At 36.3% G+C, this 24,283-nt stretch carries 23 protein-coding genes and 1 tRNA gene; 18 read left to right on the top strand and 6 right to left on the bottom strand.

Annotation, left to right across the window (positions count from 1 at the left end; translation table 11 throughout):
- Positions 1-48: 48 nt before the first annotated feature.
- The 7 genes from DEU39_RS13335 to DEU39_RS13305 all read left to right on the top strand — a co-directional run bounded on the left by DEU39_RS13335 (position 49) and on the right by DEU39_RS13305 (position 6,310).
- Positions 49-633, top strand: coding sequence for a hypothetical protein (locus DEU39_RS13335; protein WP_120232297.1), 585 nt, complete (start codon positions 49-51; stop codon positions 631-633).
- Positions 630-1,316, top strand: coding sequence for an SIR2 family NAD-dependent protein deacylase (locus DEU39_RS13330; protein WP_120232296.1), 687 nt, complete (start codon positions 630-632; stop codon positions 1,314-1,316). The genes DEU39_RS13335 and DEU39_RS13330 overlap by 4 nt, the downstream gene beginning before the upstream one ends.
- A complete protein-coding gene (locus tag DEU39_RS13325) occupies positions 1,316-2,257 on the top strand; it encodes an ADP-ribosylglycohydrolase family protein (protein ID WP_120232295.1) in 942 nt (313 codons plus the stop codon). Before DEU39_RS13330 ends, DEU39_RS13325 begins: the two co-directional genes overlap by 1 nt.
- Positions 2,258-2,267: 10 nt before the next feature.
- Positions 2,268-2,810 (top strand): RNA 2'-phosphotransferase, encoded by a 543-nt coding sequence (locus DEU39_RS13320; RefSeq protein WP_120232294.1) that lies wholly within the window; start codon positions 2,268-2,270, stop codon positions 2,808-2,810.
- A gap of 1 nt (position 2,811) precedes the next feature.
- Positions 2,812-3,540, top strand: a complete 729-nt coding sequence (locus DEU39_RS13315) for a metallophosphoesterase family protein (protein ID WP_120232293.1) — start codon at positions 2,812-2,814, stop codon at positions 3,538-3,540.
- 155 nt (positions 3,541-3,695) lie between these two features.
- Entirely contained in the window at positions 3,696-5,420 is a 1,725-nt protein-coding gene (locus DEU39_RS13310; RefSeq protein ID WP_120232292.1) for a hypothetical protein, read from the top strand.
- A 101-nt stretch (positions 5,421-5,521) separates the two neighbouring features.
- Positions 5,522-6,310, top strand: coding sequence for a T9SS-dependent choice-of-anchor J family protein (locus DEU39_RS13305; RefSeq protein ID WP_183037421.1), 789 nt, complete (start codon positions 5,522-5,524; stop codon positions 6,308-6,310).
- A 47-nt stretch (positions 6,311-6,357) separates the two neighbouring features.
- Here DEU39_RS13305 and DEU39_RS13300 read toward each other — a convergent pair whose 3' ends face one another.
- Positions 6,358-7,239: a cupin-like domain-containing protein gene (locus tag DEU39_RS13300; RefSeq protein ID WP_062672752.1), complete on the bottom strand. Its 882-nt coding sequence runs from the start codon at positions 7,237-7,239 to the stop codon at positions 6,358-6,360.
- Positions 7,240-7,688: 449 nt separating this feature from the next.
- Between DEU39_RS13300 and DEU39_RS13295 the strand changes: the two genes are divergently transcribed.
- The gene (locus DEU39_RS13295; RefSeq protein WP_120232290.1) at positions 7,689-10,409 is read left to right on the top strand and encodes a carboxypeptidase-like regulatory domain-containing protein; all 2,721 of its coding nucleotides are present in this window, start codon (positions 7,689-7,691) and stop codon (positions 10,407-10,409) included.
- Between the two features lie 48 nt (positions 10,410-10,457).
- Here DEU39_RS13295 and DEU39_RS13290 read toward each other — a convergent pair whose 3' ends face one another.
- Positions 10,458-10,955, bottom strand: coding sequence for a DinB family protein (locus tag DEU39_RS13290; RefSeq protein ID WP_062672748.1), 498 nt, complete (start codon positions 10,953-10,955; stop codon positions 10,458-10,460).
- A 183-nt stretch (positions 10,956-11,138) separates the two neighbouring features.
- Here DEU39_RS13290 and DEU39_RS13285 point away from each other — a divergent pair, with 183 nt between their 5' ends.
- The 9 genes from DEU39_RS13285 to DEU39_RS13245 all read left to right on the top strand — a co-directional run bounded on the left by DEU39_RS13285 (position 11,139) and on the right by DEU39_RS13245 (position 21,109).
- Positions 11,139-12,038 carry a GLPGLI family protein gene (locus DEU39_RS13285; RefSeq protein ID WP_062673748.1) on the top strand — a complete coding sequence of 300 codons (900 nt, stop codon included), beginning with the start codon at positions 11,139-11,141 and terminating at the stop codon, positions 12,036-12,038.
- A 182-nt stretch (positions 12,039-12,220) separates the two neighbouring features.
- Positions 12,221-12,511, top strand: coding sequence for a hypothetical protein (locus DEU39_RS13280; protein ID WP_062672746.1), 291 nt, complete (start codon positions 12,221-12,223; stop codon positions 12,509-12,511).
- Between the two features lie 120 nt (positions 12,512-12,631).
- Positions 12,632-12,886 (top strand): ferrous iron transport protein A, encoded by a 255-nt coding sequence (locus DEU39_RS13275; protein WP_082798751.1) that lies wholly within the window; start codon positions 12,632-12,634, stop codon positions 12,884-12,886.
- Positions 12,886-14,919 carry a ferrous iron transport protein B gene (gene feoB, locus DEU39_RS13270; protein WP_062672744.1) on the top strand — a complete coding sequence of 678 codons (2,034 nt, stop codon included), beginning with the start codon at positions 12,886-12,888 and terminating at the stop codon, positions 14,917-14,919. The genes DEU39_RS13275 and feoB overlap by 1 nt, the downstream gene beginning before the upstream one ends.
- 195 nt (positions 14,920-15,114) lie before the next feature.
- Complete coding sequence (locus DEU39_RS13265) at positions 15,115-16,128, top strand: DUF4421 family protein (protein WP_317126631.1); 1,014 nt, start codon at positions 15,115-15,117, stop codon at positions 16,126-16,128.
- Between the two features lie 69 nt (positions 16,129-16,197).
- The gene (glmM, locus tag DEU39_RS13260) at positions 16,198-17,580 is read left to right on the top strand and encodes a phosphoglucosamine mutase (RefSeq protein ID WP_120232288.1); all 1,383 of its coding nucleotides are present in this window, start codon (positions 16,198-16,200) and stop codon (positions 17,578-17,580) included.
- A gap of 6 nt (positions 17,581-17,586) precedes the next feature.
- Positions 17,587-18,207 (top strand): Crp/Fnr family transcriptional regulator, encoded by a 621-nt coding sequence (locus DEU39_RS13255; RefSeq protein ID WP_228432366.1) that lies wholly within the window; start codon positions 17,587-17,589, stop codon positions 18,205-18,207.
- A 343-nt stretch (positions 18,208-18,550) separates the two neighbouring features.
- Positions 18,551-19,519 carry a zinc-binding alcohol dehydrogenase family protein gene (locus tag DEU39_RS13250; RefSeq protein ID WP_120232287.1) on the top strand — a complete coding sequence of 323 codons (969 nt, stop codon included), beginning with the start codon at positions 18,551-18,553 and terminating at the stop codon, positions 19,517-19,519.
- Positions 19,520-19,726: 207 nt separating this feature from the next.
- Positions 19,727-21,109: a tetratricopeptide repeat protein gene (locus DEU39_RS13245; RefSeq protein WP_120232286.1), complete on the top strand. Its 1,383-nt coding sequence runs from the start codon at positions 19,727-19,729 to the stop codon at positions 21,107-21,109.
- Between the two features lie 45 nt (positions 21,110-21,154).
- Here the strand turns inward: DEU39_RS13245 and DEU39_RS24420 are convergent, their stop codons facing one another.
- Genes DEU39_RS24420 through DEU39_RS13225 form a run of 4 tightly spaced genes read right to left on the bottom strand, consistent with a single transcriptional unit; the run spans position 21,155 to position 24,022 of the window.
- The gene (locus DEU39_RS24420) at positions 21,155-22,021 is read right to left on the bottom strand and encodes a hypothetical protein (protein WP_183037420.1); all 867 of its coding nucleotides are present in this window, start codon (positions 22,019-22,021) and stop codon (positions 21,155-21,157) included.
- A 47-nt stretch (positions 22,022-22,068) separates the two neighbouring features.
- Positions 22,069-22,947, bottom strand: a complete 879-nt coding sequence (locus DEU39_RS13235; RefSeq protein ID WP_120232284.1) for a DMT family transporter — start codon at positions 22,945-22,947, stop codon at positions 22,069-22,071.
- On the bottom strand, positions 22,947-23,585 hold the full coding sequence (gene aat / locus DEU39_RS13230) for a leucyl/phenylalanyl-tRNA--protein transferase (RefSeq protein ID WP_120232283.1): 639 nt from the start codon (positions 23,583-23,585) through the stop codon (positions 22,947-22,949). Before aat ends, DEU39_RS13235 begins: the two co-directional genes overlap by 1 nt.
- Positions 23,586-23,644: 59 nt before the next feature.
- Positions 23,645-24,022 (bottom strand): DUF3127 domain-containing protein, encoded by a 378-nt coding sequence (locus DEU39_RS13225; protein WP_103288684.1) that lies wholly within the window; start codon positions 24,020-24,022, stop codon positions 23,645-23,647.
- 178 nt (positions 24,023-24,200) lie between these two features.
- Between DEU39_RS13225 and DEU39_RS13220 the strand changes: the two genes are divergently transcribed.
- A tRNA-Leu gene (locus DEU39_RS13220) sits at positions 24,201-24,282 on the top strand.
- Position 24,283 lies beyond the last annotated feature (1 nt).

Raw genomic sequence — 24,283 nt, 5'->3', positions numbered from 1 at the left:
CTGTTTTGATGATGAAAATGAAAATATTTATAAAGACCTTTTACAACTGTGAAAAAAAATAATTTCAGATTCGTAGATCAACCTGAAGATCCTAACGTGGGATTGGCAAATGAAGAAATTGCTTTTCTTCAGAGAGAATTGAATCTGCAGTTTCCTGAAATTTATATTTATTATCTTCAACATGCTGGAAAAGAATCAAATGTTTTCCCTGTGGAAAATGATATTGTAAAGCTGAAAAAATACCAAAATCAATTGAAAGATGCTTTGAAGCAAAGAGGCTTACTGCGCACCGAAAGTCTTTTTTGTTTTCAGTATAATATAGAGTATGAACCTCTGGTGGGACAGGATTTTGAAACCTTTTATTTTTTCAATTTATCACATCCTGAATCTCCCGATCTGTATATTTTTGGAGACTTTATCACCAATTTTGATTGGCGAGGATATGATAAAGAGCTTACAAATAAAGAAAATTTTGTAGATTTTATCAATCATAAAACGAAAGATAAATTTGGACCAAAGCGACTTAAAAGAATAGGAAATACCTTTTTAGGGATTCTGGTAGCTCCTTTTATTATAATCGTGTTGATTATTGTTGCTGGCCAGGTTTTACTAGAAAAAATTAAAAACCAATGAAAAAACTAACCATATTAAGCGGCGCCGGAATCAGTGCCGAAAGCGGAATAAAAACCTTCAGAGACGGAGACGGTCTCTGGGAAAATCATAATGTAACGGATGTAGCAAGTCCGGAAGGCTGGAAAAAAGACAGAGCTTTGGTTCTGGAATTTTACAACCAGAGAAGACGCCAGCTGCATGAAGTACAGCCCAACGAAGCTCATCGCTTACTGGCAGAGCTGGAAAAATATTTTGATGTTCAGATCATTACCCAGAATATTGATGACCTTCACGAAAGAGCAGGATCTGCTAAGATTCTTCATATTCACGGAGAACTGTTCAAATCATGCTCATGCAACAATAAAAACCTGATTTATGAACAAAAAGAGGATATTAAAATTGGTGATAAAGCTGAAGATGGAGCGCAATTAAGACCTTTTATCGTTTGGTTCGGAGAAGATGTTCCTTTATATCAGACTGCAAGAGAAATCGTAAAAGAATCGGATATTCTGCTGGTTATCGGGACTTCTTTGCAGGTATATCCCGCAGCAGGACTGATTCATGATATCAAAGACGATTGTCTTTTAATTGTCATCAATCCTAATGAAACGGGATTCGGATACGGACAGAGAGCTGTAGTAATGAAGGAAACAGCCACTCAGGGAATGAAAATATTATTTGATAAATTAGTCAATTTAGCCTGATGGAAAATAAGGTAAAAGCTGGAATTATGGGTGTTTGCATAGGTGACGCTCTTGGCGTTCCTGTAGAATTCAAAAAAAGAGAAGATTTAAAACGTTTTCCGGTAACGAAAATGCTGGAGTATATGTCATGGAACCAACCCAAAGGAACCTGGAGTGATGACAGCTCTCTTACACTTTGCCTTGCTGATGAACTTTCCAAAAGATATGATCTGGAAAAAATCGGACAGAGTTTCGTAAAATGGAATAAATACGGTCACTGGACTGCCCATGGAAGGCTTTTTGACATTGGAGGAACGACAAGACATTCTCTGGCGAGATTAATCAAAGGTGAGAGTGCACGATTTTCAGGAAATATTTTTGAAGAAGATAACGGGAATGGTTCTCTGATGAGAATTCTTCCCCTCGCTTTCTATCTTGAGAAGGAAAATGATATTCAGAAACTCTATCTGACGGTAAAAGAGGTTTCTACAATAACTCACGGCCATTTCCGTTCTGTTTTTGCCTGTTTCATCTATGTCATTTTTGCCATTCAACTGTTGAAAGGAAAGAATAAAAAAGAAGTATATGAGCAAACACAGAATATCACTTTAAAATATGCTGAAGAACAAGGATTTAATCCTAATGAAATTGAACTTTTCAGAAGGATCTTAAAAAATGATATTTCCAAATATCCTGAAGATGAAATTAAGAGCGGCGGCTATGTTCTTCACAGCCTGGAAGCCTCTCTATGGTGTTTTTTAAACTCAGAAACCTATTCTGAAGCTGTTTTAAAGGCTGTCAACCTCGGGGAAGATACCGATACAACGGGAGCTATCACAGGAGGAATTGCCGGAATTTATTATGGATATGAAAATATTCCACAAGAATGGATTTCTGAACTGGTGAGAAAGGATGATATTGAAGCATTGTGCGAGAAATTACACCAAAAATTAATGAACTAAAACACAACCCATGAACGAAATAGAAAAGAAAAAGATAAGTAAATTTTTAAGCCTGATCTTACGTCATCAGCCGGATAGTATAGGTCTTACCCTGGATGAAAATGGTTGGGCAGATGTGGAAGAGCTGAGAGCAAAATCAGCCCAAAAGAGAATATATTTTACTCCCGAAGAATTAGATGAGGTGGTAGAAACAAACAACAAAAAGCGTTTTGCTTTTAATGAAGATAAAACAATGATCAGAGCAAGTCAGGGACACTCTATTGATATTGACCTGGCTTTGGAAGCCAGACAGCCTCCGGAATTTCTGTACCATGGAACAGCAGAAGCCAATATTTCTTCTATTTTAGAAAAAGGAATTGAAAAAAGAAGCCGTCAGCATGTACACTTAAGTGCTGATAAAGAGACTGCTGCAAAGGTCGGAATGAGACACGGTAAACCTGTGATTTTGACCATCAGGACCGGAACAATGCATCAGGAAGGATTATCTTTCTATCAGTCTGCAAACGGGGTTTGGTTAACAGATTTCGTAGATGCAAAATATATTTCGAAGTAAAATGAGCAGAACATTAGTCATAGGAGATATCCACGGAGGGTTTAAAGCCTTACAACAAGTTCTTGAAAGAGCAGGAGTGATGAAAAATGATCAACTGATTTTCCTCGGAGATTATGTAGATGGTTGGAGCGAATCTTCACAAGTCGTACAGTTCTTACTGGAGCTTTCTGAAAGACAGGAATGTATTTTTATCAAAGGGAATCATGATGCATGGTGTGAAGATTGGTTGAATTTAGGACAAAAACCTGATTTGTGGCTTTTCAATGGAGGAAAAAGTACAGTAGAAAGTTATGCTGATTATTCTCTTGAAGATCTGGATATTCATCTCGAATTCTTTCAAAGGATGAAAAATTATCATATTGATGATCAGAACCGGTTGTTTATTCATGCCGGATACGCTTCCATGCACGGTCCTGAAAAAGAAGTGTACTCAAGCAATTACCGTTGGGACAGAACGCTTTGGGAAACTGCCGTGGCAATGGATAAAAAACTGTCGAAAAATTCTGAATTATATCCTAAAAGACTGCTATTGTATAAAGAAATATTCATCGGACATACGCCTACTCTTGATATTGGGATAAAAATACCAGCCAATAAAGCTAATATCTGGAATATGGATACCGGAGCAGCCTATACCGGATCTTTATCCATCATGGATATTGACTCCAAGCAATTCTGGCAAAGTGATCCGCTTCCTTCCTTATATCCAAAAGAAAAAGGGCGAAATTAATACTGTTGAGAACAAACCTAACAGGTTTTCAAAACCTGTTAGGTTTTTATCTGCAAAACAACTTTACCTTTTCAATCTTTTGCAATTTTGACTGCCAGCACATCCCCGTTTCTCACAAAAGATGATTAATTTTAAAGTCTGAAAATATGACTTCAATGAAACTGAAATATCTTTTATTCACCTTAAGTTCTACCTTGTTTTTGGCTCAAAAATCGTTTCAGACCCCTTTTGAAAAAGGGAACGGAAATCAGACAGTTACCTACGACGAAATGAACAGCTATTATCAGGATCTGGCGAAAAATTTCAATACTATTCAGTACCTTAAAAAAGGAGAAGATGACAACGGAAAGCCAATTTATGTAGTGGTTTATAATCCCTTTCCTGAAAAAGACCTTGAAAAATTAAGAAAAGACAAAGCCATTCTTTTTGTCAACAATGGAATTCACCCGGGAGAGCCGGATGGAATAGATGCTACCATGATGTTGATGAGAGATCTTGCGGCTAAAAAAATTAAAACTCCGCAGAATTTTATTATTGCTGCGATTTCCGCTTACAATGTCAGTGGAATGTTGAACAGAGGATCTTACTCGAGAGCCAATCAGAATGGACCGGAGCAGTACGGTTTCAGAGGAAATGCAAGGAATTATGACCTGAACAGAGATTTTATCAAAGCAGATTCTAAAAATGCCAGAAGCTTTCAGGAAATCTATCAATGGTTGAAACCGGATATTTTTATCGATAACCATGTCAGCAACGGAGCAGATTATCAATATACGTTCACCTATATTTCTACATTTAAAGAACGTTTGGGAAATACCCTTGGAAATTATTTCTACAATGATTATCAGGCTAAAAATATTGAGGATATGAAAAAACTGGGGTATGATAGTACTCCCTATGTCAATATCCACGGAGATGTTCCGGAAGTAGGATTTGCCTCATTTGAAGATTCTCCGAGATATTCTACAGGATATACTTCCCTTTTCAACTCTCTGGGAACAGTTCCTGAAACCCATATGCTGAAGCCTTATGATAAAAGGGTAGATGCCACTTACAAATATATGCTGGTGAATCTACGGAATTTAGATAAAGATTATCATAAAATAAAGCAGCTTCGAATAGAAAATCTAAAACAATATCAGGCTGGAAAACAATACGGAATCCGTTGGAAAATAGATTCTACGAAGTTCTCTACTATGGATTTTAAAGGTTATGAAGGAAAATATAAGCCCAGTGAAGTTTCAGGCAAACCAAGACTGTATTATGACAGAAATAAGCCTTTTACGAAGAATATAAAACTCTTTACCACGGCTGTTCCAACGGGATATATTACCATTCCAAAATATTATGTAATTCCGCAGTCGCAGTACCTGGTGATTGAAGAATTTAAAAGAAATAATATTCAGATGAAACCGATACAGAAAGACAGTACTTTAACGGTTGAGTCCTATAAAATTAAAGATTTTAAAACCGTTAAAAATCCTTATGAAGGGCACTACCTGCATTTTGAAACTACGGTTGATGCTACGCAGAAAAATAGGGTATTTACAGCCGGAGATTATCTGGTTTCAACCAATCAGCCTGGTGTAAAATATATTATAGAAACCCTTGAACCTGAAGCATTAGACTCATTTTTCAATTGGAATTTCTTTGACGGAATTCTGGCACAGAAAGAATACTATTCCGCTTATATTTTCGAAGATACAGCTGCTGAACTTTTGAAAAAGGATAAAAAATTGAAAGAAGCGTTTGAAGCTGCCAAAGCATCGGATAAAAAGCTGTCAGAAGATGGAGATGCACAATTAGATTGGGTGTACAGACATTCTCCTTATTTTGAAGAAAAAACATTCAGACAGTATCCCGTTTACAGAGTGTTGTAAATATTTTTTCACAAAAATTCTGATGATTTTTTTGTTTTTTTATAGTAATTTGTTAATCAATGTTTTATATTTTTATTAAATTAGTATCAAAAACAAACACTATGAAACAAATTTATCAATTCGTAACATTGCTGTGCTTTATACCAATAGGTGTACTGGCGCAATATTCTCAAAGTTTTGATTCGGCAACAATGCCTGCTGACTGGACAATAATTAATGGTGGAGATCCTGGAACCTGGGAAACCTTTAGTTCTTATGACTCTTCATTCAACGCTCCTCATTCTGGGACCCACTTCCTTGGATTGGAATACGGCAGTACTTCCCATGATGATTATGCCATAAGCCCTGCTATAGTGGTCACTGCAGGAGTATCTGATAAGCTTACTTTCTGGGCAAGAAACAGAGGGGCAGGACTTGCTGAGACGGTGGATATAAAAGTATCAACCACAACTCCTACTATTGCAGGACTTACCAACACGCTCGCAGCAGCAGTAAAACCTCCTACTTCGTGGAATCAGTATACGTACGACCTGACTCCTTTTGTAGGACAAACAATTTATATTGCTTTTCATTCCACTACAGAAGATGTTTGGTTTATAGGGATAGACGATTTCCAGATTTCAACAAACAGTTTATCGGTTTCTGATGCAAAAGCGGATAAGAGCCGTGCATCCATCTACCCAAACCCGGCACAAGATGTTTTACACATCAAAAATAAAACTAAGATCTCTGAAATTAGCATCTATGATCTTAACGGAAAGCTAGTGAAAAAAGAAACGATGGATACAGAAAACGGAACTGTAAATGTAAGTGAACTTGCAGCAGGGAATTATATAGTGAAGGTCAAAGATAAAGAGACTGAAAAAGGCTATAAAATGATTAAGAAATAACATTTATAATAGAATAAAAAAAGACGTTTCAATTGAAACGTCTTTTTTTATTTTGGTAAGCCTCTCTTCAAGGCCATTTCTGCTCTTTTAATTGCCATTTTCTCTTTCCAGTCCATATAGCTCTTTTTAAAGTTCGACTTCATAATGTCGTCAAATTTACGCTGTACGGTAAGATTCCATAGAGAATGTGCTTTTACTGCCCATGATTTGTCCCATGCTCTTAAGGAAATTGAGAAACTTCCGTCCAGATATTTCATCCAGTGCCACCATCCTGTAGGCATAAATAAAGTATCACCATGCTCAAGATAGCATTCAATACCTTCTACACCATCCAGTGCCGGGAATTTTGTGAAATCCGGATTTTCGATATCATAATCCTCAAGTGCATACGTAGCATAGGGTATCTGATAAAGGCGTTCTTTCCATTTATAGTCGAAAAGAAGGATATGTTTTCTTCCATTGAAATGGGTATGGAAAATATGGGCCATATCGATATCGAAGTGAAGGAAGGTTACAGAACCTTTTCCTCCAAAGAACATATTCGGATATTTATCAAGAAAGCCTCCCATTAATTCTTTAGGAGAAATATAATCTTCCAAAAGTTTAGGAGCATATTTTATGGGGTCGAATAGGAAAATTCTAAGATCAGTAGGTTCTCGCTGAATAAGATCTATGTAATCTCCAAACTTCATTTTTGCTGCTGACGCATTGATGGGAGCAGAAGGGTCTGCCTTTGAGCTGTCATATAGCGGGACCTCCACATCTCCTACAACCTCCTTCATATATTCCATCGTCCATTTTTGGTAAGCAGGCCATTTTTTTGCCATATTTTTGATGACAACGGGCCTTCTTGGCTTCAGATATTTTTCGTAGAATTCTTCTTTCGAAATGTCATCTACAACATCTATAGGCTTTAAAATAATTCCCATTTTATAAATTTTATGTTACAAAATTATTAAATATATATTGATGTACCAGTGTTTAATTTTTTTTTAATCTATGATTCAAATCAGATTTTCCTATTTAGAATAAGTAAGATTATTAATTTCTTAGCTTCTTCTTAAAATTGTTCTTTTATCTAATCAATAAGACAAAATCTATTCAGATTATGTTACATAAATCAAAAAATAAATCATCCACTTCTTTTGCAAATTTTTTATGCCAAACATCATTTTATGATAAATTAAATATTCACAAAAGCGGATAAACAGATTGTGAATCTGCTTAAAAAGATTTCTTTTTTTCAAAGAAAATCAAAAGCTTAAAAATTATCACTATGTTTGTAGTGATAATGGTTTAACTTTTATCTATAAAATTCATCTTTATAAAAAGTGTAACAAAAAACAATATCCATTAACTAATTGAGCAAATAATAAGTATGAAAAAAAATATTTCCTTATTTCTGATGCTTTTCTTTACGGTGCTTACTTTCGCCCAGAAAACGATCTCAGGAAAGATCACGGATGATGACGGGGTAGCAATACCAAGCGCCAGTGTAACGATAGAAGAGCCCGGTAAAGATGCTATTCTTGCTTATGCCATTACGAATTCCAAAGGAGAATATAAAGTAACTTTTACATCCGCTGAATCCAATGTGGATTTAAAAGTGAAAGCATTCAATCAGAAACCTCTTACGAAGCAAATTAATAACAGCGATCAGACTCTGAACTTTAAAATGCAGTCTGAAGCTACAGAAATTAAAGAAGTACAGCTGAAAACCAAAATGATCACTGCAAGAGGCGACACCATCTCTTATGATCTTAAGGCTTTCAATAGTAAAAACGACAGAACCCTTGCAGATGTAATGAAAAAGATTCCGGGAATTGAGGTCAATACAGACGGAACAATTCTCTACCAGGGAAATGCCATCAATAAATTCTACGTCAACGGAAAAGACCTTATGGAAGGAGGTTATGGAACCATCAACAATTCCCTTCCTAAAGATGCTGTACAGAAAGTAGAAGTTCTGGAGAATCACCAGCCGGTAAAAATCCTTCAGGATAAAGTCCCTTCAGATCAGGCAGCCATCAATATCAAACTGAAAAACTCTGTCACCATGACTGGAAGAGGAGAAGTAGGAACCGGATTTGGAGATCCGTGGCTTTGGAATGTAAAACTGACGCCTATGTTTTTCGGGCAGAAAAGCCAATGGGTTGTCAATTATAAAACCAATAACATGGGTGAGCAGGTGGAAAATGAAGGAAATATTCTGGCTTTCGGTAATAGATTTGAAGGAAAAAGGATCAATGCTTCTCAAAATGACTGGTTAAATGTAGAAAATGCAAGTACACCTAATCTTCCGGTGAAAAGATATCTGATGAACAGTGTTCATTATTTGTCAGCCAACTATCTTACCAATATTGATAAGAAAAAGGAATGGGAGCTTAAAGCCAATGCAAACTATACTAATAATTCCGTAAATAGAGAATCTTATAGCCAAACTGATTATTTTGCAACATCTAATCAGCCGGCTTCAAGAGTTACTCAGAATATTTTCAATAACTTTTATACTGATAAAGCAAAAGGAGAATTGATTTTCACTAAAAATGCAAAAAAAGGATTCTTTAAAAATACCACAAGCTTCTCTCAATATTGGAATGCAGATCGTGGTATTGTAGATCGAACAGATGGAAACAGCAGCCGACATGGGGAGGAAGCAATAGAATCTCCTACTTCTTCATTTCAGAACTCATTAAGTACTATTATCCCATGGAACGAGAAAATGATTAATGTTCAGTCGTATATTAATTATCAGACAGATAAGCAGACATTGGAAGTTTCGCCTGCATCTTATTTACAGATCCCTGGTTTCATGACGGCAACACCCTCGGATATTGCAAGACAAAATATGAGGCTGAAAACTTTCGAAGCCAATCATTCTGCCAATTTAGGATTTTCAGCTAAAGGATGGACTTTTACACCAGAGGTTGGATTTAACTTTAAAACTACAGATCTTGTTACCGACTTGTCAAATATTAGAGCAATTCCATCTACCAACCCTAATATCCCCAATCCTAAACCTGAGTCATATAGCAATGATTTAAAATACACTACAGCTACACCATATGGAAGCTTAGGAGTAAATTATAAAAGTGAATCATGGATGATTTATGCTAATCTTCCTGTAAATTCAAATAATATTAAGGCAGAAGATCCTTTGAGGCTTGTTTCAAAATCGGTAAATAAAGTCACTTTTGAACCCAATATTTTTGCACAGTATTCTTTTGCTTCATTCTGGAAAGCTTCATTAACAGGAAATATCAGTAATAATTTTGGAGAGGTAAACACAGCATATTCAGGATTTTTAATGACTTCACCCAATGGTATCAATGCAATGGATGCTACCAACCCGATTCCTCAGAACAATACAAAATCTGGAGGAACACGAATAGAATATAGAAATCCTCTGAATAATTTGTTCTTTAATCTTAATTACAGGCTATCCGATGTTAAAAGAAACCTTATTTCTTCCCCAGTAAGAAATGAAGCAGGATATACAACCGTGAAATATCTGGAACAGGATAATCACACAAAAAATAATGGATTTAGTGGAGAAGTAGGAAAGTATTTCCCAAAATTTAAAACAAATGCTTCAGTTAGCTATAGTAACAATACTTCAACATCAGACGCTTATCAGAATGATAAATCTTATGAAAGTAAAAACAACTCTCAATCAGTAGGATTTAAATTTAATAATACCTATTTCAGTTGGATGAGTGTAGATTATAATTTTACGATTTCCAGAACAAAACAAACCAATACAAGTGAAACACCTGAATTGAATAATATAAACTCAAGAAATGGATTTAATCATAATTTAGGAGTGTTCTTCTATCCAATAGAAAATCATACCATTGGATTTAATTGGGATCAGGTAAACAGCAGCGCCGGAACTCAGAAATATAACAATGGATTCTATGATTTATCCTATCAGTTCAGCTGGGCAAAGAAGAAAATTGATTTTGAATTGAAATGGATGAATATCGCGAACAAAAAAGTTTTTGAAACGTATGATATTAATGCACAAAGTATTTCTTACACAAGAATTCAGCTCCGTCCTAGCCAGGTTATGTTTACCGTAAAATTCAACTTTAAATAAAAAAAAACCAATCCATACGGATTGGTTTTTTATTGAGATATACTGAAATTAAAAGCTTTGCTGGTCTGCTGAAGGCCCATAGCTTCCCGGCAAAGGAATATTGTTTAGTCTGTAATACACTCCCAGTTGAGCCCTGTGATGCGTAATCTGGTTTAAAGCATGCCGGATGGCTCCGTACTTGCTCCAGCTTGCCAGTTCGTGCCCATCATTTTTAATCGTCCAGCTGGGATTCAGATCGTTTTCTGTACTGTTTTCCAATGCTGTTTTTGCAGACTGGTAATCATCTTCCAGTTTTTTCATGAGTTCATCTCTTGTAGACAGAATGGTAGGTTTATAATCTCCCTTGGCAAAATCCAGTTCCGAAGTTTTTAAAATAGTGTTCGGCCATTCAAAAACTTCTACCAGATGGGTAGCAAGAGGCATCATTTTCATGCTTTTTTCATGCGGAGCATAATCGTTTTTTCCTTCAGGGAATAGTTCAATAAATTTTTTTGTGGTTTGGAACTCTCCCTCCAGTTCGGATTTTAATTGAGATAAGGTATCCATAATATTTTGTTTTTTAGAAACTTAAAGGTAAGCGTTTTAAATATGAAACTGTTTTAAGAGAATCATAATTTTTTAATTAGTAAAGATTTGAAACAGGTGAATATTTTTTACCGAAAAATAAAATTTCAGAAAAACTGTAACAAAAGAAGACAAGTGATTACTAATTATATAAAACTTGTTACAATGAAAAAGTTATTCTCAGTATTTCTTATTGCTCTTTTTGCATTTGCAGGAGCTCAGGAGTCAAAAGAAACAGCCAACCGTTTCTTTTATGAACTGACTTTTAAGCCGAAAAAAGATTCGGCGAGAATGGATAAGATTATTACTATTCTTGATATAACCCCAAAGAAATCAATCTACCAGGATTATACAATGCCGGCTCAGGATTCTATCATTAAAGTTCAGATAGAAGAAATGGAGAAAACCAAATCTTTTAAGGATATGACCAAGTTGATTAGGTGGCCGAAATTTTCATATAAAATTATTAAGACTTATCCTGACATGAAAGTACAGTATGTAGACAGAATCAGCAGAAATCTGTTCTCATATGAAGACGATCCGAAGCTGCAATGGAGTATTCTACCAGATAAACAAAAAATAGGCGCGTACAATGCTCAGAAAGCAACTACTGAATTTGGAGGAAGAACATGGACTGCATGGTTCAGTTCGGATATCCCTTTTCAGGATGGACCTTACAAATTTAAAGGACTTCCTGGTCTGATTGTAAAAATCGAAGACGCTGATAAAAACTATTCATGGCAATTGAGCGGAAATAAAAAGATCGAAAATTATGATGAATTATCATATGCCGATAAGATCAATGCTAAGATGGGAATGATGAGCAATACAGTAACACCTACATCAAAAGAAAAGTTTCTTAAATCTTATGAAGGATACAAAGCAGATCCTTTTGCAGAATCCCGTCCATATATGACTGCAGAGAATATGAGCAGACCCATGCCGGGAACAGACGGAACTGTAGGAGATTTCATGAAAAGGCTGGAAAAGCAGGTGAAAGATTTCTTCGGGTCCAATGATAATCCCATAGAAAAAGAACAGCCTTCTGACAAGAAGAAAAAGTAAGACTTCATATCAACTAAATTATATTTTGAATCAACCCAGATACAGCAATGTGTTTGGGTTGATTTCTTTTTATCAGGTAAATTCTACGTTTGACCAGCAGAAATTTTAAAAAATTATCAGAAAAAATTTGATTTTATTTTTTATTCTCATATGTTTGCTAAAACTAATTTAAAAATTATACCATGAAAAAATCTATTGTCGCAGTTCTGCTGACAACATCTGCATTGCTATTTGCTAAAAATGAATCTCCAAATAAAAATACGGAGCCCCAAAAGGCAACAGAAACTGTTTTAGTCACTAAGAAGACTATTGAAAAAACAGATCAACTACAAAAACCTATTACATTATCCACAACTGCAAAAGAGAGGGAAAAGGAATTGACTACAGAAGAAAAATGCGCTATTGAACTTGCTGTTGGTCCTGTAATTGCGGGGCCTCCTGTTCATTGTTTTCAGCTTGGAGCAGAAGGATAATCTTAATAAGATATAAATAAGCCCAGATACAACGATGTGTCTGGGCTTATTTCTTTTATCTCAAAACGTTATTTAGATTAAATTTAAATAGCGTATATTTGCAGGACTAAAAATTAGGCTTTGAAAGAGAAAGGATTACATAAATTAAGTGGATTCCCTAAAAATAAAATGGGGAAGATATTGGGATATGATAACGACCATCTTAAAATGCCCAATAAAATTATTGAAATGGGGCTTCTTCCGGAGACCATTTTCAGAATTTTGTATCAGGCTCCGTTCAGCGGGCCAATGTATGTAGAATTTGGAGCAGAAAAAAGCCGGATTGCTCTTCGTGAGGAAGAAGGAGATTACATCATTGTTGAAGAATTGAATTAATGCAGGAAAACAAGAAAAAACAGATACTTTTAGTCGGGAATCCTAATGTAGGAAAGTCAACGGTTTTTAATACGCTTTGCAACAAAAAGCAGAAGACCGGAAACTACGCCGGCGTTACCGTTGCAAGTCATTCGGGAAACTACATATACAAAAATGAAGAAGTTGAGGTGATAGATCTTCCAGGTTCTTACAGTGTATACCCGAGCTCAGAAGATGAGGCCATTTTCTCCAAATATCTTATTGACGAGCAGAAAAACTACGCAGGAGTTGTTTATATTCTTGAAGCATTAAGTTTAAAAAGAGGGCTGCTGTTGTTTCAGCAGATTCAGGACCTTGGCATTCCAATGATTCTGATTGTCAATCAGATTGACCAGGCAGAAAGAAGAGGAATTACTATCGATATTCAAAAATTTTCCGAAGCATTAGGCATTAAAATTATTCAGACCAATGCCAAGGAACAGATCGGGATTGATGAAGTAAGGGAAGCTGTTTATAACAATGAATTCGTAAAAACAGATCAACTTTCTTTTGAAACACCAAACGAACACAGAGACTTTATTCAGAAACTGGCAGCACATAAAGGTTTCGATAACGAATATAAAGCATGGATGAGCCTTTCTCTGGGAACAGATCTTGGAAGAATCGGCGGAGTAATGGAACAGCTCAATGAACCTGATTCTAAAAGTTTGGTTCCTAAAAGATTACAGGTTCAGGAAACTGTAAGAAGGTACCAGAATGTTGACAAAATACTGGCTGATGTTATTTTTAAAAAGGCTCAGTTCAAAGAATTATTAACCGAGAAACTGGATAAAGTTTTGGTTCATAAATTCTGGGGTTATGTGGTCTTTTTAGCTATTCTGCTGATTATTTTTCAAAGTGTTTTCTTCCTTGCAGAATACCCGATGAGCTGGATTGAAGATACATTCTCCTGGCTGGCCGCATTTACAAGCGAACATCTTCCTGAAGGACCAATTAATTCATTGATTTCAAATGGAATCGTTCCCGGAATCGGAGGAATTGTGGTTTTTGCACCACAGATCGGAATTCTCTTGTATTTCCTTTATTTATTGGAAGATTCAGGATATATGGCAAGAGTAGTATTCCTGATGGACAGATTACTTCGTCCTTTCGGGCTTAACGGAAAAAGTATCGTTCCCCTTGTGTCAGGGACTGCCTGTGCGATCCCGGCGGTGATCTCTACAAGAAATATTGAAAATGTAAAAGAAAGATTGCTTACGATATTGGTAACCCCATTTATGACATGTTCTGCGAGACTTCCTGTTTACAGCATCATTATCGGACTGATTATATCAGAAGGAACATTTTTAGGAATCAAATACAAAGCACTGGTCCTGATGGGAATGTATCTCCTTGGGTTTTTAGTCGCTTTATTCTCTGCAGCAATCCTTAAAAGATTTATTAAAAGTAAAGGAAAAACGTATCTCGTAATGGATCTTCCAGCCTATAAAAAACCACTTTTCGGATATGACTTTAAAATGGTTTTAGGAAAAGTATGGGACTTCATTACCGGAGCCGGAAAAATAATTTTCATCGTAAGTATCATTATCTGGTTTTTAAGCTATTTCGGGCCAAGCCAGAAAACAAATGAATTTGTAGCTGCAGATGTTCACTTAGACCATTCTTACCTTGCTAAGATGGGTAAAGGAATAGAACCTGTAATTGCTCCTCTTGGTTACGACTGGAAAATGGGAGTAGGAATCCTTACAAGCTTCGTGGCAAGGGAAGTCTTTGTGGGAACAATGTCTACGCTCTATAGCCTGGAAGATGATGCTCCGGAAGTGAAAGTTATTGATAAAATGAGAAGAGATGTAAAACCAAACGGTGAAAAAGTCTTCAGTTTTGCAACCGGAATTTCGGTGCTTCTTTTTTATGCATTTGCAATGCAGTGTGTTTCTACACTTGCAGTAGTCTACAGAGAAACCAAAAGCTGGAAATGGACTGGCTTTCAGGTAGTCATGATGACAGGTTTGGCATATTTTGTGTCGATGATAGTATATCAGATTTTAAAGTAATGGACTCATCATTAATCATTCAGTACGTACTTATTGTATTAATTGTAGCATTTGCTTGTTACTCTTTATTTAAAGTACTTAAAAAAAATTTCGCTCCTAAGAAATTCAGCTCCAAAAGAACCAACTGCGATAAAGATTGCGGCTGTTCTTAAACAAGGTTTAATAGAAATCAAAAAATAATAGTATTTTCATCCTTTGAAAATATTAATTATTTTGACTCTAAAAAACACAATTTCAGTTCTCTTGTTGTTCTCATGCATTTTTTACGCTAGGTGTCAGACAGATACAACACTAATAAAATCGTATAGAGATCAGGTGATGATCCGCCTTAATCTGGATACCAATCTTGAAAAGTATATTCTTTCCCAGCGAGGAAATGATAAAATGGAACTGTCCATCAATAACAAAACAAGAACGTCCGTATCTATTGACTACCGTGCCATTAGTGCAACCCTCTCTTTTTCCCCAAAATTTATCCCGGGAAATAATGAGGATGATCTGAAAGGGAAAAGTTCTTATACAGATCTGAGCTTCAGGTTTTTTCCAAAAAGATTTATCCAGACTTTTTATTATAAAAAAGTAAAAGGGTTTTACGTGGAAAATATGAAAGATTTTGTTCCGGACTGGCAGGAAGCAGATGCTTATTTACAGTTTCCAGACTTAAAAGTGGTGAGTTTTGGAGGAACAACATCGTATGTGTTCAATAAAAACTTCTCGGCCAAAAGTGTATATACTCACAGTGAATGGCAGAAAAAAAGCAGCGGAAGCTGGATTCCTTATCTGGATTATAATGTCAGCTTTTTCACCAATACAATAAATGAAGTGAAAAACAAGGAAGTTCAGTATAAAATAGGGGCCAATATGGGATACTTTTATAATTGGATTATAAGAGATAAAGTGAATGTTGCTCCCTACCTTTCTGTAGGACTTGGAGGACAGTTTTCAGGCTCCCAGGAGAACAATGAGCAGAAAGAAAACGAACAGTTTGTAACCCTGAGAATGGAAGGAGGTCTTCACGTGGGATATAATTCAGACCGCTTTCTTTTTGGAGGAAGGATGAACTTTAGGGCTTATACGTATCAGAAAAACGGAGAAGCAGTTGAAAATAATAACCTTTATGGACTGTTATATATTGGGTATCGTTTTGCACCACCGAAAGTTGTGAAAAATACCTACGATAAAGTCCAAAAAAAGATTCCGGTTCTATAAGTTGAAGGGTCTTTTAAGTATCTTTGCGTTGGAAAAATTCAGAAAGAACAAAATAAAAGCAAAAACATCATGTCATTAATAAAATCTATTTCCGGAATTCGCGGAACCATTGGTGGAAGAGTAAATGATAACTTAACACCGCTGGATGTTGTAAAATTCGCATCCGCTTTCGGAACCTGGCTTCAAAATAATAAAAACAAAAAAGATCTTACCCTTATCATCGGAAGAGATGCCAGAATTTCTGGCCAGATGGTTTCCTCTTTAGTTACAGCTACATTGCAGGGATTAGGAATTAATGTGGTAGATCTGGGTCTTTCTACAACCCCGACTGTTGAAGTAATGGTGCCTGAGCTGAATGCAGACGGTGGAATCATCCTTACTGCTTCTCATAATCCAAAACAATGGAATGCCCTTAAATTATTAAACGAAAAAGGAGAATTCATCAGTGGTGAAAACGGAGCTGAAGTACTGGCTTTGGCAGAAAGCGAAGATTTCAACTATGCAGAAGTAGATGATCTTGGAAAATATGAAACAAGAGACGATGCTTTTGATATCCATATTCAGCAGATCCTGGATTTACCGATGGTAGACGTGGAAGCAATCAAAGCAAAGAATTTTAAAGTAGTTCTTGATGCTGTAAACTCTACAGGAGGAATTGCTATTCCAATGCTTTTAGATAAATTAGGTTGTGAAACCATCAAATTATATTGTGAACCTACAGGACACTTCCCACACAATCCTGAACCGTTGAAAGAACATTTGGGAGATATCTGTGATCTTGTGAAAAAAGAAAATGCAGACTTAGGAGTGGTGGTAGATCCGGATGTAGACAGACTGGCTTTGATTGATGAAAAAGGAGAAATGTTCGGGGAAGAATACACCCTGGTAGCCGTTGCAGATTACCTGTTGAAAAATAAAAATGGAGTAGCAATCTCCAACCTTTCTTCAAGCCGTGCATTGAGAGATGTAGCACAAACCCACAATTCAGAATACTTTGCAAGTGCTGTAGGAGAAGTAAACGTTGTTACTTTGATGAAGGAGAAAAATGCGGTGATCGGAGGAGAAGGAAACGGAGGAATTATTTATCCTGAATTGCATTACGGAAGAGATTCTTTAGTAGGAGTCGCTTTATTCCTAACACATTTAGCTAAAGAAAACAAGACCGTTTCTGAATTAAGAGCAGGATATCCAAGCTATTTCATGGGTAAAAAGAAAATAGAACTTACGCCGGAGATTGATGTAGATGCGATCTTAAGCAAAATGGAACAGGAATATCAGAATGAAGAAGTCTCTATAGTAGATGGTGTTAAAATAGACTTTGAAAACAACTGGGTTCACCTTAGAAAATCCAATACAGAGCCAATCATCAGAATTTATACTGAAGCTAAATCTCAGGAAGAGGCAGATCAGTTGGGAGATGATATCATTGCTAAAATCAAGAGTTTAATCTAAAAATATATGAAGAGCGGACAAACAGTCCGTTCTTTTTTTATACCAGAAATGTTTGAACATATTAAAAACAGATTTCCTTTCCCTAAAGAAAAGTGGAGAAAATTTCTGGGCAGCTTCCAGCGTATGAATGTTCCTGCCAAGACTTTGCTTTTAAAAGAAGGTGAAGTTTCCTGCAATGCCTATTATCTTGAAAAAGGTATGGTAAGAGCCTGGTATAATAATGACGGAAAAGATGTTACCTTTCAGTTTTTCCCTGAGAACACAATGTTTTCCTCTCTTGAAAGCTTTAAAAAAGGTCTACCAAGCATGGTTTCATTTGAGACCATAGAACCCTGTATTTTATACAAAATTAATAAACCTGATGTGGAAGCTTTTCTGGAAGAAGTTTACGAAAATCCGGAGCTTAGAAACCTTTTTATGGATGCTCTTTTCGAAAGGGTATTCGATTATATGAAACATTTCTTTTCATTCATTAAGGATACTCCGCAGCAGCGATATCTGAATTTAGTTAAACAAAAACCTGAGATCATCAAAAGAGTTCCCCAGCATTATATTGCTTCCTACCTTGGCATTACTACTGTACATCTCAGCAGAATCAAAAGCAAAATATTGAAAGAAGGACTTTAAGAGGATGGAAGATGGAAGCCAGAAGCTGGAGATTTAAATAGACACCGCATTGCTCCGGATTTGTCCTGTTTAAATTTTAAACGCGATGTTCGCGAAGAATAATAAAAATGCTCGCAAAGACGTTCCAATCATCAAGGGTCGCTATTCTTTGCTGAACGAAATGTCCTTGTGAACAAATAATAATAACAATATCATGTTTCCTAGCGATTGCTGCGTTTGTTAACTCTGTTACCAGCTTTATAAACTCCCAACCTCCCGCTTCCAGCTCCCTTTTCCAAACTGATAACAAATGTTATCGCTTCACAGCCTTCTACACTCCTAATTTTGTATAAAAATTAAAAGAATGAAAGCAGCCGTAGTATTTGCAAAAGGAATCATTCCTCAATATGCAGATTTCCAGGAGCCTGAAGTACAGGAAAATGAAATTTTGATTTCAGTAAAAGCCGCATCAATTAAAAATCTCGACAGAGCCAGAGCAGGTGGAAATCATTATTCAACAGAAAATCAGAAACACCAGCCAGCGGTTATCGGAACAGACGGCGCAGGATATCTGGAAAACGGAAGTAAAGTCTATTTTTTCAGCAAAAAAGGGACTGTATCCGAAAAAGCTGTAGCAGATAAAAAGATGATCATTCCAATTCCTGAAGGACTTGATTTTTCTCTGGCTGCAGCATTGCCCAACGCCGTTATGGGCTCAGCAATGGCATTAAAGTTCAAAGCAGGAATACAGCCTGGAAATACTGTACTGATTAATGGAGCAACAGGAATTACAGGCAGAATTGCTGTCCAGATCGCCAGATTATATAGAGCACAGAAAATTATTGTTACCGGAAGAAATGAAGAATCTTTGCAGTCTTTACTTGAACTGGGTGCTGATGAGATCGTTTCTCTAAAATTGGAGGACAATGATTTTAAACAAAAAATAAAAGAAATTCATCAGGAAACACCGATAGATATTATCATAGATTATGTCTGGGGTCATTCTGTAGAAATGATTTTGTCTGCTTTCAAAGGAGACGGAACCTTTTCCCATAAAACAAAGCTTGTAACGATAGGAGGAATGAGCGGGGATACCATTCAGCTGTCTTCTCAGATCCTCAGAGGAACCGATATTCAGATTTCAGGATCAGGATTGGGAAGCTGGACAAAAGAAGAATCAGCGCTACTTTTTTCGGAAATTATCCCGGAAATGTTTCAGGCAGCAGTTGAAGGGGAAATTAAAATGGAAACTCACGAAGTTGATATTAAAGATATCGAAACCATATGGAACGCTGAAATAGAAAGCGGAAAACGTCTGGTCATAAGAATTTAACCCCAATTTCCGTTTTTTTATCCACAATCCTTTTATCGGTTTTCTTTTTTTACTATTTTTATAATAGAAATTTATGAAATGGAATATTCAAAAAAAAGTTGCAACTTTGCATAAATATTTGAATATCAGTTTCAGATGTATTATTAACTAAACGTTTGCCGAGGTTTGTAAGCAAATTCAAGCGTTGGGCCGACAAAGAGGACACTATTGGAAGAGTATTTTGGAAATGAACTTGTAAAAAAGTTCGAGGAAATGATGGAAAACAATGACGAATTCTACTTCGATACCGAAGAGTTAGAAGACATTATTGTTTATTATTTGGAGCTTGGTGACTTTAATTACGCTGACATGGCTGTTAATTATGGGCTAAAGCTTCATCCCAATTCGTTGGATATCAAGATCAAAAGACTTGAGATCCTTCTGGAGTGGGAAGAGTATAGTACGGCGAAAGAACTTATTGACGAACTGAAAGGTGCTTCTATGGAGCATACAGACTTTTTGGTTTGCTACGCCAAGTATTATTCGAACCTAGGAAATCCCAGAAAATCCATTGAAATCTGTAAAAAAGCTTTGACATTAGAGGAAGAAGAAAACTTTCTCCACAACTTTATTGCGGATGAATATGTGAATCTCGGAGATCCTTTTAACGCTCTTAAACATTACAGAAAAGCACTGAAAGAAGATCCTACGGATGAATATTCGCTGGAAAACTGTATGGTGTGTTTCAGTGACCTGAATAAGAGTGAGGAGGCTATTGCCTTTCTTAATGAATATTTAGATGAATTCCCTTATTCTGAAACCGCCTGGTTTGAATACGGTCAATTCTATTTCAACAGAAAAAATTATGATGAAGCGATAAGAGGCTATGACTATTTACTGGCAATCAACTCAAACTCTGTAGGAGTATATGCCAATAAAGCAGCCTGTTATGAAGCTTTGGGACAATACCAGAAGGCCATCGAAACTTATGAAGAAATGCTGGAGCTGGAATATACAAAAGCATTTACTTTTTATAAGATCGGATTATGCAACAAGGCTTTAAAACAGCCTATTTTAGCTTTAAATTCATTCCAAAAATCATTGAGAGAAGACCCTCAGTTTTATCTTGCGATGATGGAACAGTCTTATCTTTATGAAGAAATGGGAGGAATGTCTGAAGCATTACATTTTGCCAAAGAAGCTACCCAGCTGAATGAAAACAATCTTGACTATCAGAAGAGACTGGCGTTTTTATTCATCGATTCGGGGAAGTTTGAAGAAAGCCTTTCTTGTCTTAAAAAACTGGTGGATGCTGAACCTTCAAGGTTCTACAACTGGTATGCCTATTCAGAAGTTTTAATGTTAGTAGGAGAGTATGAAGATGCGGTAACAGTCTTGAACAGAGCCATTAAAAAACATCACAGAGCCGAGCTGTTTTATCAATTGAGCAACTGTTTTTACAATCTGAAAGAACAGGATAAAGGAATGGAATCTCTTCAAAAAGCATTGGAACTTGATCCTTCTTTAGCTAAGGATATGCAGAAAAAATATCCTTTCATTAAAGACGAAGTGAAAAAGGTCAAGGCCAATAAAGTAAAGAAAAAGAACTAGATGTCTCTAACAAATAACAGAAAACCTGCAGAAATGCAGGTTTTTTTATTGATAGTTGTATTCGTAGAAAAATTTATCCGGAACACTGGTATTTGCATTTCCATTCACATCAAGAGATTGTCTGCTTTCTTCAGATGGATAACCGGCAGTATTAAAAGTAGTTGTATACTTGTGAGACGTTGTTCCGGTTGCTGTTCCTCCTCCGGCAGTCGTATTGGTAAACTCTCCTTTATAAGTACTTAAGCTGTTCTTAATATTCGAAAATAGCATGCTTATCCCATCACTGCTTTCATTTCCATTGAATATGATTTTGTCAAAACCTTTGACATTTTTGAAAGGATAGTTCTTATCAGTATAGGTATAAGTCTCTTTTTCTGTATAATTAACCGTATTTCCATTGACGATTCCGTTTCCTGATCCTACGTTACTTACCATATTTCCATTGCTGTACGTAAATACACTGTTGATCGTATAAGAACCGGCAGTTCCTGAATTCGTCTGTCTTTTTACATTGATTTCCGTATTGCTGGTATAGTTATAAGTAAATGCAATCGTATTCTGTACAGTTCCGGTAGTGGAATATTCCTTTATAACAGCCGAAGCCATGCGCCCATTAGAATATCCATATTCTACAGAGCTTTCAAGAACATTATTTTCGTAATGTTTAATCCCGGAAACATAATCATCGGTATAAGAGAACTCCACTCTTTGTCCATGATTAATGTTGTTAATCATACTGATGATTTTGGTTCCGTTGTAATTGATTTTCATTACAATACCATCCATTGTCATCTTCGTGGGAAGAATTACGCTTTGATTAGACGGATCACTGTTGTCGAAAGGAGTGTCATCAGAGTTGGAACAAGAAAGTGTAGATAAGGCTATAGCCCCAAAAAGTAGAAGTTTTTTCATAGTTATAAGTTAAATCATCCAAATATAATTTAATTTATAATATGATTTTATTTTTTTGGATTTGTTCTTAAAAATATGAGTCCGGCAATAATAACTCCGGCTCCTATAAATTGTAAATAAGTAAGTTTTTCACCATCAATGATTCCCCAGATAATTGCAACGATTGGCATTACCAAAGTAACCGTTGAAGCAAAAAGAGGAGAGGAAACTTTCAGCAAACGATAATTCATCATCATTGCCAATCCGGTTCCGAAAACAGATAAAAGGCTGACAAACATAAGTCCCATCAGATTATCTTTTGAAAAGCTGAACTCTGAAAAGAATCCTGTACCTGTTAAGGCGATAATGGACGGAAGTAATAAAACAAATGAGAAAACAAAAGCAGATAAAACCGTGGAAGATACCTCCATTAGTCTGGATTTCACGGTCGTTGTGCTCATTGCGTAGCATAAAGTAGCCAATAAAAGCAACAGAATCGGGATCATTTTCAATTCTCCGCTGTCTCCGCCTCCAAATGCGAGGATACAGACTCCGGTGAAGCTTATTAATGTGCCCACAATTTGTTTTTTAGTTGTTTCGAACTTCCATACCAAAGCTCCAACAATAATGACGAAAATAGGCATCATGGAGTTGATAATCCCTGCAATACTACTGCTTATTTCGGTTTCAGCAATCGGAAACAGAAACATGGGGATGAAGTTTCCGGTGAAAGCAGCCAGAATCAACCATTTCAAATGTTTTTTAGGGAAAAGTTTGTAATTGGAAATAGCAACCGGAAGCAGAATAATGCCGGCAATAAGAACTCTTAAAGATCCAACCTGAAACGGATTGAAGTGTTCCAGTGATTTTTTGATTAAAATAAAGGATGATCCCCAGATAATGCTGAGGACAACCAGAAGAACCCACTTTTCTTTATCTGCGTTCATTATTTTCGTAAGATTTTTAGAAATTCTTTTTTGGGAATCATTTTTGCCCCCAAACTCTCCAGATGTTCGGTATGTGACTGACAGTCAATTATTTCAATATTTTTCTTGTTGCTTTCCACAAAATTGATAAATCCTGCCTTTGAAGCATTACTTACCTTAGCAAACATACTTTCTCCGCAGAATACATTTCCAATCTGCAATCCGTAAAAACCCCCTACAAGTTCTTCATCCTGCCACACTTCAATGCTTTTGGCTAGGCCGTATTCATGGAGTTGAACAAAAGACTCCATCAGTTCATCAGAAAGCCATGTGCCTGACTGCCCTTTTCTGGTGGCTTGCTGGCAGTTCCTGATGACTTCCCTGAAATTCTTATTCTCAGAAAAAGTAAAAACATTCCTGTTTAAGATTTTTCTCATTGATTTTGAGATTTTTAATTCTTCAGGAATAAGAACAAATCTTGGATCTGGACACCACCAAAGGATCTCCTCTCCGGGATTGTACCATGGAAAAATGCCCAGCTGATAAGCAAACCAAATACGTTCTACAGACAGGTCGCCACCAAAAGCAACCACTCCCTCATGACCCTCATAAAGCTCAGGGTCAGGAAATGAAATCTCGTTTTTGTCTAATCGGACCATTTTTAGAAAAAAAATCCCACTTCAAAAAGCAGGATTTATATTTGATCTTTATTCTTTAATTAGAAAGGTAAATCATCATCGTCGTCTCCGGCAAACGGATTCTCATTAGAAACTGGAGATGCAGATTGCTGTGGCATCGCCTGAGTAGGTTCTGAAGCATTGTCAGAAACTTTTTCTACTCTCCACCCTGTAATAGAGTTGAAGTATTTCGTTTCACCCTGAGGAGAAACCCATTCTCTCCCTCTGATGTTGATTCCTACTTTTACGTTTTCTCCTTCTTTAAGATTATCTAATAAACTGATTTTATCAGATAAAAATTCTATGTTTATCGGCTGTGGATACTGTTCTTGGGTCAAAATAACCATTTCTCTTTTTTGAAACCCGCTCGCAAATGTTTGAGCATCAAAAAGTTTCTTTACCGTTCCTTGTAATTCCATATCGTAAATATTAACGATGTAAAAGTAAGAAAATGAAATGTAATAAAAGAAGGCGTGAAAAAAAAATATGGAAATTTTATTTTTTTTTCCTGAAAAGTTTGGTAGTAAAGGAAATTGTCCTATATTTGCACTCACAAAAACGAAGCAAGCTCTTTAAAACTTACAATATAAAAAACCAGCGGATGTGGTGTAATTGGTAGCCACGCCAGACTTAGGATCTGGTGCCGTGAGGCGTGGGGGTTCGAGTCCCTTCATCCGCAC

It is taken from the genome of Chryseobacterium sp. AG363 (genome assembly GCF_003610675.1).
Classification (GTDB): domain Bacteria; phylum Bacteroidota; class Bacteroidia; order Flavobacteriales; family Weeksellaceae; genus Chryseobacterium; species Chryseobacterium cucumeris.
Note: the sequence above shows the minus strand (reverse complement) of the source record. Positions and strands in the feature narration are given on the sequence as shown.

Excerpts from the sequence above, each read along its gene's own strand:
- DEU39_RS24420 (WP_183037420.1), bottom strand. The coding sequence starts at position 22,021 with ATGAAAAAACTTCTACTTTTTGGGGCTATAGCCTTATCTACACTTTCT.
- DEU39_RS13305 (WP_183037421.1), top strand. The coding sequence starts at position 5,522 with ATGAAACAAATTTATCAATTCGTAACATTGCTGTGCTTTATACCAATA.
- DEU39_RS13225 (WP_103288684.1), bottom strand. The coding sequence starts at position 24,022 with ATGGAATTACAAGGAACGGTAAAGAAACTTTTTGATGCTCAAACATTT.
- feoB (WP_062672744.1), top strand. The coding sequence starts at position 12,886 with ATGCAGGAAAACAAGAAAAAACAGATACTTTTAGTCGGGAATCCTAAT.
- DEU39_RS13295 (WP_120232290.1), top strand. The coding sequence starts at position 7,689 with ATGAAAAAAAATATTTCCTTATTTCTGATGCTTTTCTTTACGGTGCTT.
- DEU39_RS13325 (WP_120232295.1), top strand. The coding sequence starts at position 1,316 with ATGGAAAATAAGGTAAAAGCTGGAATTATGGGTGTTTGCATAGGTGAC.
- DEU39_RS13255 (WP_228432366.1), top strand. The coding sequence starts at position 17,587 with ATGAAGAGCGGACAAACAGTCCGTTCTTTTTTTATACCAGAAATGTTT.
- DEU39_RS13315 (WP_120232293.1), top strand. The coding sequence starts at position 2,812 with ATGAGCAGAACATTAGTCATAGGAGATATCCACGGAGGGTTTAAAGCC.
- DEU39_RS13280 (WP_062672746.1), top strand. The coding sequence starts at position 12,221 with ATGAAAAAATCTATTGTCGCAGTTCTGCTGACAACATCTGCATTGCTA.
- DEU39_RS13290 (WP_062672748.1), bottom strand. The coding sequence starts at position 10,955 with ATGGATACCTTATCTCAATTAAAATCCGAACTGGAGGGAGAGTTCCAA.
- aat (WP_120232283.1), bottom strand. The coding sequence starts at position 23,585 with ATGGTCCGATTAGACAAAAACGAGATTTCATTTCCTGACCCTGAGCTT.
- DEU39_RS13300 (WP_062672752.1), bottom strand. The coding sequence starts at position 7,239 with ATGGGAATTATTTTAAAGCCTATAGATGTTGTAGATGACATTTCGAAA.
- DEU39_RS13310 (WP_120232292.1), top strand. The coding sequence starts at position 3,696 with ATGAAACTGAAATATCTTTTATTCACCTTAAGTTCTACCTTGTTTTTG.
- DEU39_RS13320 (WP_120232294.1), top strand. The coding sequence starts at position 2,268 with ATGAACGAAATAGAAAAGAAAAAGATAAGTAAATTTTTAAGCCTGATC.
- glmM (WP_120232288.1), top strand. The coding sequence starts at position 16,198 with ATGTCATTAATAAAATCTATTTCCGGAATTCGCGGAACCATTGGTGGA.
- DEU39_RS13285 (WP_062673748.1), top strand. The coding sequence starts at position 11,139 with ATGAAAAAGTTATTCTCAGTATTTCTTATTGCTCTTTTTGCATTTGCA.
- DEU39_RS13235 (WP_120232284.1), bottom strand. The coding sequence starts at position 22,947 with ATGAACGCAGATAAAGAAAAGTGGGTTCTTCTGGTTGTCCTCAGCATT.
- DEU39_RS13330 (WP_120232296.1), top strand. The coding sequence starts at position 630 with ATGAAAAAACTAACCATATTAAGCGGCGCCGGAATCAGTGCCGAAAGC.
- DEU39_RS13250 (WP_120232287.1), top strand. The coding sequence starts at position 18,551 with ATGAAAGCAGCCGTAGTATTTGCAAAAGGAATCATTCCTCAATATGCA.